The organism is Tunturibacter gelidoferens, assembly GCF_040358255.1.
GTDB classification, from domain to species: Bacteria; Acidobacteriota; Terriglobia; order Terriglobales; family Acidobacteriaceae; genus Edaphobacter; species Edaphobacter gelidiferens.
Window position 1 is genome coordinate 3892781 of sequence record NZ_CP132938.1, and the last position, 12210, is coordinate 3904990.

The 12210-nt window shown below is 56.0% G+C and carries 9 protein-coding genes; 1 reads left to right on the forward strand and 8 read right to left on the reverse strand.

From position 1 onward, the window contains the following. Nucleotides 1–155: 155 nt before the first annotated feature. From RBB81_RS17025 to RBB81_RS17045, 5 genes are all read right to left on the reverse strand, one after another. Complete coding sequence (locus RBB81_RS17025; protein WP_183788039.1) at nt 156–1508, reverse strand: O-antigen ligase family protein; 1353 nt, start codon at nt 1506–1508, stop codon at nt 156–158. 164 nt (nt 1509–1672) lie between these two features. Beyond that, entirely contained in the window at nt 1673–2692 is a 1020-nt protein-coding gene (locus tag RBB81_RS17030) for a polysaccharide biosynthesis/export family protein (protein ID WP_179584042.1), read from the reverse strand. Then, nucleotides 2679–4976: a GumC family protein gene (locus tag RBB81_RS17035; protein WP_179584044.1), complete on the reverse strand. Its 2298-nt coding sequence runs from the start codon at nt 4974–4976 to the stop codon at nt 2679–2681. Before RBB81_RS17035 ends, RBB81_RS17030 begins: the two co-directional genes overlap by 14 nt. A 341-nt stretch (nt 4977–5317) precedes the next feature. After that, on the reverse strand, nt 5318–6421 hold the full coding sequence (locus tag RBB81_RS17040; RefSeq protein ID WP_353071463.1) for a glycosyltransferase: 1104 nt from the start codon (nt 6419–6421) through the stop codon (nt 5318–5320). Nucleotides 6422–6753: 332 nt separating this feature from the next. Further along, a complete protein-coding gene (locus RBB81_RS17045) occupies nt 6754–7569 on the reverse strand; it encodes a 2OG-Fe(II) oxygenase (protein WP_179584048.1) in 816 nt (271 codons plus the stop codon). A 563-nt stretch (nt 7570–8132) separates the two neighbouring features. On the opposite strand from RBB81_RS17045, the gene RBB81_RS17050 reads away from it, so the two are divergent. Next, nucleotides 8133–9584: a sugar transferase gene (locus RBB81_RS17050; protein WP_353071464.1), complete on the forward strand. Its 1452-nt coding sequence runs from the start codon at nt 8133–8135 to the stop codon at nt 9582–9584. Nucleotides 9585–9654: 70 nt separating this feature from the next. Here RBB81_RS17050 and hemA read toward each other — a convergent pair whose 3' ends face one another. From hemA to RBB81_RS17065, 3 genes are all read right to left on the reverse strand, one after another. Then, nucleotides 9655–10935: a glutamyl-tRNA reductase gene (gene hemA, locus RBB81_RS17055; RefSeq protein WP_353071465.1), complete on the reverse strand. Its 1281-nt coding sequence runs from the start codon at nt 10933–10935 to the stop codon at nt 9655–9657. Continuing rightward, nucleotides 10932–11741 carry a cytochrome c biogenesis protein CcsA gene (gene ccsA, locus RBB81_RS17060; protein WP_353071466.1) on the reverse strand — a complete coding sequence of 270 codons (810 nt, stop codon included), beginning with the start codon at nt 11739–11741 and terminating at the stop codon, nt 10932–10934. Before ccsA ends, hemA begins: the two co-directional genes overlap by 4 nt. 233 nt (nt 11742–11974) lie before the next feature. Beyond that, on the reverse strand, nt 11975–12184 hold the full coding sequence (locus RBB81_RS17065; RefSeq protein ID WP_179584056.1) for a hypothetical protein: 210 nt from the start codon (nt 12182–12184) through the stop codon (nt 11975–11977). Nucleotides 12185–12210 lie beyond the last annotated feature (26 nt).

The following is a 12210-nucleotide window of genomic DNA, read 5'->3' on the forward strand; positions in this document are numbered from 1 at the left end:
AGTTTCAGTGCGCAATGGATCCTCTGCGTACGTTTATAGCTTGCGAAAACAACGCCGGGGCGCCCTGGTCATCAGGAGATATCCAAAGGCAACAGCCGAATGCTCTTGTTGAATCCATGAATTGGGTTAACGATATCACCGGCACAGGAAAGCTTCTATGCGCCCACTTCCTGAGGTATGGAGTGACTGAGAGGTCGCGACTTTTTCTTGAGCTTCCGTGGTGATAGTTTATCTACGCCACCCACGAGCCCTATGAATGTGAGCAGAAAAATGGCACCTGGTCTGGTGTAAATGTAGGTGAGGTTTGGACCTCCGAGAGATCTGACCGTGAAGAGGATCATCAAGAACAGGAAGAAGACCTGATGGAGACCGCGGTATGCGGTTCTGAAACCTGTCCAGAGGGCGAGGCCGTAGATACAGAGGGCCAGAATAGCCGCGAGAATCCCACCACTCACAAAGGCGTGGAGATACTCATTATGTGCGTGTGGCGGAATCCAGTGGGTGTAGATCCAATGATCGCGGAGCGCGTTTTTGGCGCCCACGACGTAGCCGTATCCGAGGACTGGCCTGTCACGGATTGCTTCGATGGCTGATTGCCAGACGCGAGTTCTGTCGTTCAGCGTGGCCAGTGAGTTGGCGTTTTGGCCTCGAGAGACATACTCGATGATTGTGCTTCGAAACAGAATACCGAGTGCTCCCAGAACCGCCGTGGAGATGATCGTGCCGATTCGTAAAACGAACTTACCTGAGAAAAAGATGGCGTAGAGAAGAATCAGGATCAGGAAGCTAAGCTGCTCGATGCGCGTACGAGCCAGGACTAGGGTCACAAAGGCGAGGACGCACCCGCAAAATCTGATGAGGCCGCGAGGGAAGAAGAAAAGAGCGTAGAAGAAAGCCGCAACAGAGAGTGTGGCGAGGTAGGACGGAGACAGAAATTCGCCGCCGAGCTGTGCGTGCGCACTGGTCATCTCTCCTTCGCCGGCGCCGCCGTAGACTTGTGACGGCATGAACGGAAGGACGATGTAGGTCATTGCGATCCATATCCAGGCGACACGGCCGATCAGGTGAGCCATCAGTTCCGTTCTACGATCTGCGGGAGTGCGGGTGTAGAGCGCGAGGACAAGAGCGAAGGCAAGAACCCACTCGTACATGCGGTACAGACTGATGAGGATATCGCTGTAGGCGGGTGGTGTGAGGCGACTGACGGGCTGAAGGGCTGTGGACAAAAGCATCTGGAGGACGAGGACGATCCAGAGCCAGTTGCCAATGTTCACTTTGCGGCACAGTAGCGGGCGACGCCCCAGGATTACGACGACAACGAGAACGTAACTCGACAGGAAGGTGATCAGCATTGCGCTGAGAGATGTCAGGTTGAACAGCCCTTGCGCGTGCGTTCGGCCGGTTACGTCGAAATGAATGAAGTTCGGTACGCCGACGAGGTAGATCAACGTCGCCCAGTACAGAAGGGGGTTCTGCCTTTGCAATGGGTAGGGTTGATCTGCCGTCATAGAGACTTCCATCCTGTTCGAAAACCGGTAGCGCCAGTGTCAGTCTGCATTAGAAACGAGTGATCGGGTTTTCGGCTCGATATACAGTCGCAGAGCTGAGATAACGATATGCCGGCGTCAGCTGGTTGCGAAGCAAAATGGCGGCTGAACTCGGCAAGAGAGTCCTAGTGATAGACGTAGAGGGCGGCCTGCGACGTACTTGCGAAGAGTCCGCTTGTCAAAACTGTCTTCGTCTTGCTGATCGGCACATAGATCAGGTCTTCCGCCTGCAGCCGGGGTGGGGGGATCTTTCCCTTCTCGATGTCTCTGTATGCGAGGGCAGTCTCCTGAACCTGGCCGTCCGGCATCTTGCGGATCAGCCGCATGGAGCCAACCGCGGCGTTGATGGTCGTTCCGTAGGCGAGGGAGAGAGCCTGGGTGAGATTGAGTTCGCCTCCCTCCTGCATGATGTAACCTCCTGGCCTGTTGACACCGCCAAGGACGTAGACAACACCGGCGCGCCGCACCGTGACCGTGTCCCCGGGGCGAACCTTTGTATCCACCAGGGTCATGTCGTCAGAGCTCCGCGAGTAGTGGACCATCTCTTTCTGCGGATTGACGCCTTCGGGGTGACGGATCTCGATGGCGTTTCCAGCCAATTGGGTTTCGCCGCCGGCGAGGGCGATGATGTCCTCGAGGCTGTGCGGTGCGAGCAACTCGATTCGTCCGGGATTGTGTACTTCGCCCAGAACACTGACGTTCGAGCCTGCGTATTGGCTGACGTTCAGATTGACCTGCGGATTGTTGAGGATCTTGCCGTCTTTAAGACGCGTCTCGATCGCGGCGGCAGCTTCGGTCATGGTCTGACCTGCCACGTGGATTGATCCGATCATGGGGAGGGTGATGTCTCCATGGGTGTCGATGCGAACGTCGGTGGATAGCTCGGGAGCGTCATACACTTCCATGCTGAGAAGAAAGCCCGGCGCGAGCTGCAGCCCGGAGAAGTCCTCGGGAACCACCGTCAGGGTTGTCAATCTTCTTCTGGTGGTCGGTTCCGTGTCGCCGGCTCCGGGACCGTCGAAGGTGCTGGTCCCTCCTACCTTTTGTGGGGCAAGCTGAGCGTGGGCGGTAGGCGATGAGAACGCGAGAGCGCCTAGAAATACCGGTGCAAGAACCATTTTTCCATAAAGACTAGATAGTCGCATGAACCTGACCTTCCTCTTGTCTGGAGTAGCTGTAGCCGTGAAATCCGTCAGCTGTCGGATTGCGAACATCGTTCAACACAACACCCAGGACAGGCGTGTTGGCGTGATGGAGGCTGTCGATCAGGCTGGAGAGCACGGACTGGGTTGTGCTGCGTGAGCGTACTACTGCGATGGTGCCGCCAACCTTGCTGGCGATGATGGCGGTGTCTGTGACCGACAGGATTGGGGGACTGTCGATCAGAACGTAGTCATAGTCGGCGGCGCAGACTCGCAGGAGAGCGTCGAAGGTTTGCGATTCGAAGAACTCCGCGGGGAACTCGGGGGGGCGTCCGGCGGGGAGCATGAAGAGGTTGGGGAGCGAGGTGTGCCGTACGACGCCGAGAACTTCCGCTTTGGTGACTGGGTCTTCGAGGTCGCTTACACCGGGAGAGATCGCGCATCCGAAGAGGCGGTGCAGATCCGGGTTGCGAAGATCGCAATCAAGCAGCAGAACACGTGCGCCCTGCTGCGCGAAGGCCACTCCAAGGTTGTAGACCGCCGTTGTCTTGCCGTCGCGGCCTGCGGCGCTTGTGACGAGCAGCGTCCTGGAGCCGATGGATGGGAGGGCACGCAGGATGGAGGTTCGAATGACGCGAAAGGCCTCGGAGAAAGGAGCCTTTGGAGCGTCGATCAGCTTGCTATCTCCACCTGACGCGGTCAGCAGACTCTTGGTCTGCATTCTGGGGACATAGCCAAGCATGCGAAGGCCAGCGACCCCCTGCAGATCACGCGGTCTGCGTACTGTCTCATCAAGACTCTCGCGCAGAAAGGCGGAAGAGATACCGAAGAACATTCCTATGCCGGCGATCAGAGATAGATACTTCAGATAGTTCGGTACGGCCGGAGTGCCGGCGGGCCGGGCCTGATCGGCGATATCGATGCGGGTGGCGCGAACGCCAGAGGCCAGGCTTGCAGTCTGCAGCTTCGAGAAGAGGTTCTCGTAGAGAGTTCGATTGGAGTTCGCTTCCTGGGCCAGGACCTGGAGATGGACGGTGGAGTCAGCCATCTCATTTGCGGCGGACTGCTGCTTGACGAACTGTTGCCGGATGGTGTCTTCGTTCTGCTTTGCGTAGAGGTAGGAGTTCTCTGCGCGCTTGCTGATGCGGGCCAGTTCGGCGTGCATCTGCTGGCGAACGGCATCGAGCTGCTGCTGGGTTTGCGCGAGACGCGGATTATTGGCGCCGTACTTGACCGCTGCCCCTGCGTACTCCTGAGCGAGCTCAGCCTCCTGGGTCCTGAGGGAGCGGACGAGTTGAATTCCGCCGTCTGCTGTCAGCGCGCCTCCACCACCGCCTGAGACGCTCATCGAGCCAAGGCCAAGTACAACCTCAGGATCCTGCGACTGGACGAGGTGGAAGACGGTCTCCGCAGAGATGCGATTGGATTCTGCGGTGGTGAGCTCCTGGTTGAGGCCGAAGAGTCGATCGGTGACGGTGCTATGAGGTGACACACCAACACTGGCCGCATTATCGCCGGGACCACCACCGGAGAGTTGAACGCCCGCCAGGCCGGATTGTCTCTGGTAATCAGCCAACTTCTGTTCGGATTCTTCGACCTGTTTCTTCAGATCATCGAGCTGCTTGCGGAGCCAAAACGACGATTGAATCGTCGAGTTGTGGCGGCGATCCATCGCGCTTTCGATGAACTTCTGCGAGATAGCGTTTGCGACGTTGGCGGCTACGACGGGGTCCGGATTCTGGAAGGTAACTGTGATGAGCCGCGTGTCCGGCGGTGACTCAACCGTGAGACTCTTCGCGAAGCGTTTGATCAACTTTTCGCGGGTGAGCGGCGCCTGATCGAGAGGCTTGTCCTTCTCAGAGGCGACGATAGCCTTGTCGAAGGGACGAATGTGGGTGAGATTGAGATCGCGTATGACGGCCAGCGCGATGCCATCACTCTCGAGCACGCTGATGTCGGTTTCTATCTCGGCCTTCAGTTCATCGGCGGTAGGCGACGCAGCTCCCGTGTCGGTCGAGACATTGGCACTGTTATCTTCTTTGTTGATTTCGATGATGGCCGTGGAAGCATACTTCGGCGTCATCAAGAGGCAGACCAGCAGGCCCAGAAGAAAGATACCGAGCGCCACGAGAACGACAGTCTTCCATCGCCGGCGCAGAACCCGGAGTACGCCGGAAAGCGTCTCGTACTCGGAGGGGCTCGATCCGAAGAGAGCGTCTTCGGACAATGTACCTAATGCTGCAGGCTGATGTTTGGAGAGAGAAGGATGTGGCTGAAGTGCACTCATAGCAATAATCCTTTTTTGCATTCGCCTCGGACGGAATTGACTGATCGGGGGAATGCTATGAATTGTGCTAGCTCAAGAGCAACACCCTCTTGAGACTCGAGGGCTGAAAATCTTACAGCGCAGATAAGAGATTTATTCTTGAATACTACCACAGGACTTATGGATCTCCTCGAACCTCTGTAACGTAACTGCTCCCAAGGGAGCTTTCTTTCGGACGTCGATCTGTTCAAATGGTGTAACAAATTTTCAAACTACATTCTTGTCGAAGATCTTGTTACTCATCGATACGTTGGTCATGCTGTAAGACTGACTCTACCTCAGGAAGGTACCTATTTTCGTTGTTACGCCAGCTGCGAATGATGGGTGTCAATACATTGGTGAAAGATATCCATAAGCTGTCGATAATTTTGATCTTCAGTGTAGATAGCAAGGTACTTGGCTCGAGCCCGCTCCCGCATTAGATTCAGACGCTCTGAGTCTGCCATAAGGATGCTTACCGCGGAGGCGAGACCCTTCTTATCAGTGCGGTTGTATAGGAGACCAGTTACACCTTCGTCAACCATCGCCTTCATCGGCGGGGTCAAGGCGGCAATCACTGGCGTCCCTTTGCAATATGCCTCGACGATGGTGCGGCCGAACGGCTCATACCACTCCGACGGGAAGACGAGGAAAGCTGCTTTGGCGAGATATTCGCATACTTCTGCGAGCGACTTCCGTCCGAGGTATTCGATCCTCGGATCAGCCTCCGATGCCTGACGGAGGAGGGACTCAAGGGGGCCGTCGCCGATGATCTTCAAAGAGACGGATGGCGGGACGTCGGGCCACGCATTCAGAAGCGAGCGAAGACCCTTCTCCTCAGTCAGCCGGCCTACATATAAACCGTAGCCGCCGGAACCGTCGCCAATGCCACTATCCGAGATGAAGTTCGGCTTCACAATAATTCTCTCTTCAGGAAATCCACCTGCGACCAGCTGCTGCTTCACGAAGCTGCTGACCGCGATGTAGCGATCGACAGAGTTTGTCCAAACGCCGCGGAGATGAGCGTACGCGTTGCTGGCGACGACGGCAGCCGACTGCAGATAGCTCTGCCGATAACAACGATGCTGTATGGCTGCAAGTGCAATTTTGCTGCCAACGCATGTAGTACATACGTGCCCGTCGCGAAAAAGATTGGCGGAAGGGCAGATGAGCCGGTAGTTTCGGACGGAAAGAGCGGTTGGGACACCCATTGCCTTCGCGGCGTCGAAGACGGACGGTGAAAGGAGAGGAAAAAAATTATCCACCTTCATGAGATCCGGCTTTGTCGATCGAATCAGGTCTTTCACTCGATCGGCTTCTCTAGTGTTCCAGACGGAACGCAGACCGACAGTGATTAAGTTCTCGGGTTTTATTTCGGCATTATCGAGCGTGTAATCGCTAACTTCCTCTCCGCGCGACCGAAGCATCGCGATCTCCTGCTCTCGAGATTCATCTTCTCCCCCTCGATAGATGTATCTATTGTGTAGAAACAGAATCCGCATCAGGCCTCAAAAATCTCTTTGTATTTTCACTGTAACGTAGTCGCTTCGCTTTCGCACTGGGGAGAGATGATGCAAGTGAGATAGGAAGATACTCTCATCGACATCGCCAAGCGTACGCACAGTGAGTGAGATGCAGATGAGAGACGTTGCTTGTCAGCCGTAAGTGAAACTCGTCAGAACTTGAAGATTTAAAACAAAGAACTTACTTCGTCCGACAAGAACGCAGAGCTTGATATCCCACTTGATCGAAGCGAGAGCTACCGTATCCTCTGACGAACGAAGTCGTAGAAGACAGGAGGAGTCCACTTCCGAACCAGACTACGTACCGTGGGCTTCGGTCGATAGCAATCCGGAGCGTACAGAGAGCTGTGCACACCCATCTCTTTGCCGAGAATGCTCCCGGCGGTGTTGTAGTAGATCATGAAGGAGTAACGTGATCTTCCGCTGGGTTCTACTACTGGGTTGATGCCGTGGTAGGAGGTCTCGGAGATCTTCATGAGCAGCGTTCTGTTGAAGATGGGCTCAATCTCTGCCTCTTTACGGCTGGCATCTTCGTTCCACAGTTCGAGTTGGCCGCCATAGTCCGGGGTCCAGTCATGGTTGAGATAGATGATAAGCGCCAGACGGCGAATCAGCCCGCTGGTAATGTCGGCGTTGGAGTCGATGTGAACATCGAACTTTCCCTTTGGCGGGATAATGCTGTAGCCGGCCCCATGCATATAGGGGTCAGGCAGGAGATTCCAGATTCCCGTGATCTCGGAGAGGAGATAGAGGAACGGAGCTGAGTGAAGCAGAGCTACCAGCTGAAATCCCGCTGGTCCAAGCCCCGCTGCGGACTTCTGCCCGAGTTTTTCCAGGTTTTGGGTATTGTGATGTACCCAATCCGATTTTTTGGTGTGGGACATCTCTTCAAGCACTGCCGTGAGCTGCTCCGAATCGAACAAGTTATCGATCGTGAGATAAGGAAATGGCCGGTTATTCTGATACCGATTGGCTAAGCTGGATGAACTCTCCGAGAGAGAGAGCTGGTCAAGCAGCCTGGACACATCACGGATACCCGTTTCGTTTTGCATAGTTCTCCGTCGCACGGAACGCAAGAAGCTGCTTTATCAATAAACATTATAGTTCTGTACCGCGGTTGAAGCCGGTCAAAGCGCACCCGCCGAGGTACGAATGGAACGAAAGTTCCCAAGGAAGTAGCAATTTTTTAGCAATATCACTTCTTTGTCATGAGCAATTTACTTTTCTCCCGGGAGATTTCTTCCCTTGTCCAGACAAACGGACTGCCTGCTACCCGGGTTGTTAGCATTTTCAAGTCCAAACCTGCAAAGCCCTGCAGTGCAACTCTCAAACCCGGCCATCGCACTCTGAAAGAGATGCTTGCGGGGCACTTCTATCAGAGTTGTTCCTTTATTTGGCAGATTGGCTTCCTCTCTCTCAGTCCGGCCCCAGAATTGCTTATGCAGGTTGAGATAGGCGAGCTACCGACGAATATGAGAAGGCCTTCTCGGACCGTCCGCTTCATTGTCGAGTTCTGTTCCTTTGGTTACCCTAGTGACGTGTGGTAATCAGCTTTTCCCTTGTCGGCTTCGCATCATAACTTCCGTTACAGCGTTAATGAAAAGGGGCTAGACCTATGACACCACCCAACAGGAAGATCTTTCTAGAGTTGGTGGAATTTGGCGACATTTGTCTATTGTTCGGCAGTTTGGGCGGTGCGTATGCCTTTACGTCCGGCCACCGTTTTTTTGGATTTCTTGACTCCCTGGAGACCCGTCATCCGATACAGGTCTTCCTTGCGACCCTGGTGTTGGCGGTAGTATGGCACGGAATTCTCCGGTCGAATAAGTTTTATCGATCTCGCAGAGTGGATGGGTTTTTTCGAGAGGTCATGGATGTTTGCATAGCGAGCATGCTTTGCGCGCTATCCTCCTGCGCCTGGCTATGGTTGGTGTGTTCGCACTCGAGACACAGCATCGCAGAGATTGGTTTGATCAGCGCGGTCTTTGGCTTGATCAGCTTCGCCATCTTCGTATCCACGCGGCTTATCGGGCGAGCCCTAGCGCGAGTGTTCCGTTCGAAGGGCTATAACCTTCGCCATGTTTTGGTGGTCGGTACGAATCGGCGGGCCCATGGGTTTGCGCAGGATGTAGCACTTCACCCGGAGTGGGGTTACCACCTTCAGGGTTTCGTTGACGATCAATGGTGGTCTGAAGAGACGGTCGCGTCCAACACAGGAGCTTTACTGGGAGGGTTGGATTCGATCCCGGCTCTGCTGCGAACTCTTCCGGTTGACGAGGTGATCGTGGCTTTGCCACTGGCGTCGTTCTATCAGCAGATAGCGGAGATCGTCGCCTCGTGTCGCGACCACGGGATCGCAGTGCGAAGCATTGGAACGTTTTTCGACCAGGAACAGACGAAACGAACTGCGTATCTGCAGCGAGGGGTAGGCACGATCACTCTGCATGATGAGTCGTGGAACGCATGGGGCTTCATGATAAAGCGGCTTACCGATGCCGTGGTATCAGCGGTGCTGTTGCTGGCGCTGGCTCCGGTCTTTCTCGCTGTTGCGGCGTTGATCCGGTTGACTTCGAAGGGACCCGTCTTCTTTCGTCAGACCAGAATTGGTTACGGCAAGCGACCTTTTGAGATTTTAAAGTTTAGAACAATGGTGGTGGATGCCGAGAAGCTCATGGCTCAGGTGGAGCATTTGAATGAGACCAACGGCCCGACCTTCAAGTTGAAGAACGATCCTCGTATTACGCCGTTGGGTAAGTTTCTGCGCAAGTCGAGTCTCGATGAGATTCCTCAACTCATCAATGTATTTCTTGGAGACATGAGTCTTGTCGGTCCGCGGCCACTTCCAGTGAGAGATTATGAAGGGTTCTCGAAGGACTGGCACAGGAGACGATTCAGCGTCAAACCCGGAATTACTTGCTTGTGGCAGGTAATGGGGCGAAGCTCAATCAGCTTCGACGAGTGGATGGCTTTGGATATGCGTTACATCGATCAATGGTCGGTGTGGCTTGATATCAAGATCCTGTTTCAGACGATTCCCGCAGTTTTTCGTGGCTCAGGCGCGGTGTAGTCACACTTTTGCGGCGAGCCACATTGGTAGTCGCGGATTCCGAGTAGAGACGAGGCAAGGCGCCTTAAGTCTACTCGGAATCTTTTTTGCGTGTGGATTCGCGGAGTGCGGTGAGTTGCGGGTGGAGAAGCTTGGCTGTGAGCGAGCGGGTGAGGGCTTCGACCGCGTCACGTTGTTGCGCGGTAAGGTCGGCGAGCTTGGATTGTGACCGGGCTAGTTCGGCCTGACGGAGATGTTCGGCCTGCTGCTGAAGGGCTTTGATGGCGGGGATGGCGTCGCGGGACTGGAGACGCTCCTGATATTTGTCTACTTCCCTGCTGACGATACTCTCGGCTGCGGCGGCTTCTCGGCTGCGGTCAGCGAGGTTGGCCGCGGCTACCTGCTGGAGATCGTCGATATCGTAGACGAAGCATCCTTCGACCTCGTTCATGCGCGGGTCGACGTCGCGGGGGACAGCGATGTCGATGAAGAACATGGGACGGTTGCGGCGGCGATGGAGGAAGTGCTGGCCGTGAGAGCGTCCGAAGATCTTTTGAGGAGCGCCAGTGGAGGTGATGACGATGTCGGCGCGGTCGGCCTGCTCGTAGAGTGACTCGAAGGGAATGGCTTCGGTGTGAACGGTGAGGCTGCTGAAGTCGGAGGCTATTTTTTCAGCGCGAGACTGGGTGCGGTTGGTGACGAGGATGGATGACGCGCCTTGCTGGATGAGGTGACGGGCGGCCAGCTCGGACATTTTTCCTGCGCCAACGAGGAGTACGGTCTTTCCGTAGAGAGAGCCAAAGATCTTCCGAGCGAGATCGACTGCTACCGAGGCGATGGAGACAGAGCTTGAACCTATCTGTGTTTCGGTACGGACCTTTTTTGCGACGGTGAAGGTGCGTTGCATCAGGGCTTCGAGGTGGGTCGAGACGGCGCCGGCGTCGCGGGCGACGGTGTAGGCCTCTTTCACCTGCCCAAGGATTTGGGGTTCGCCGACGACCATGCTGTCGAGCGAGCTGGCGACGCGGAAGAGATGGCGGACTGCTTCGCGCTCGCGAAACTCGTAGAGGTGAGGCTGGATGTCGTGCGGGGGGACGGCAAAGTACTCGTGAAGGAAGCGGAGGAGGTCAGTTTTGGCCTGAGGTGGGGAGGATTCGGCGTCGTCCTGAAGGGTGAGGAGCTCTACCCGGTTGCAGGTGGAGAGGATGAGGCCTTCACGGACGCCGGGCTGATGGAGAAGGGTGCGGGTTGCGTCGGCCAGGCGCTCGGCGGGGATGGCGAGGCGCTCGCGAACTTCGATGGGCGCGGTGTTGTGGTTGATGCCGAGGAGGATAAGACGCCCCTGTGTGGATGTGGGCTTGGATTGGTTCATGGGGCGGTAAACCTGTGGACTGCCGAGAACTGGTTAGCCGCCCAGACCGCGAGCACGATCAGGAAGACGAAGCTGGAGAGATAGACGGCGCGGCGCCCGCGAAGGCCGGAGATGCGGCGAATATGGATCATCGCGATATAAACGAGCCACATGGCGAAGGCGAGAAGGATCTTGGGATCGCGGAAGTAAGTGGCCCCGACGGTGGCCTGGGCTATGAGTGAGCCGATGAGAAGACCGGCGGTCATACAGGGTAGGCCGAAGATGAGGGCTTTGTGGGCGATCTGATCGGTGGTTTCAAGCGGAGGCAGCCAGGAGACGGTGGGGGACTTCTGCTTGAGGCGGCGCTCTTGAACCAGATAGAAGAGCGAGGCCAGCAGGGAGAGGACAAGGGCGGCGTAGGCAGCGAGAAGAAGAGCTACATGGAGAAAGATCCAGCCGGTGTGGAGGATTGGGAAGGCGGTGCTCTCCTGGCCTGGATGGAAGGCCGGGACAAGGCCGAAGAGAAAGCAGATGGGCAGGAGGAAGATGCCGAGGGAGACGGTGCGGTATCGGGCATAGACGAGCAGGAACGCCAGAGCGAGCAGGAGGCCGAGGAAGGATTGAGTTTCGTGGGTGTCGACTGGGAGACGGTGGTGGGCGGCGTTGAGCATCTCTGCCAGCGAGACGAAGTGGAAGAAGACGGCGGCTACGGTGGCAGGGATGGCGATGTGGCGCCAGCGGGGGCGATCATAAAGGGCTGCCGGCAGTACCGCGAGCGCGGCGACGCCGTAGAGTAAAACCGCGACTCTGAGCCAGAGGAGGGACATAGGTGACGTACCGTGTGGTGCTTCGCGGAGTTTTCCGCAAACATTAAGTATATCGCTTATGAGTTTGATTCTGTGTGGGCGCGAACGGTTTCGCGTGGTCTCATCGAGACTCAAGCTGCTTGTGACGCAGAAGGGAGGGGTGCCGATTGGATTACGCTGAGGATCGTGGGGAGACCTAGCGTTGTTGAGGTCAATCGGCCGATCTGGTCGGTGATGGTGGTGCGGGTCGCCGGCTATCGAATTGCGATAGACATCGCGTGGATGCGATATATCCCGTACGCGAGAAAGAGCCATGCAATGACGGAACAGAGAAGGCCGAAGACAATTCCAGCGGCCGCGCTCGAGTCGGTGCGGAGACCTTTTTCGGGATTCTTTTCGGTTTTGGTTCGGTTTGAAGAGATGAGGTTGAGGGTGATCCCCACCGGCATTGTCATTCTGGCCATGATCTTGTCCTTTTGGAACGAGGACG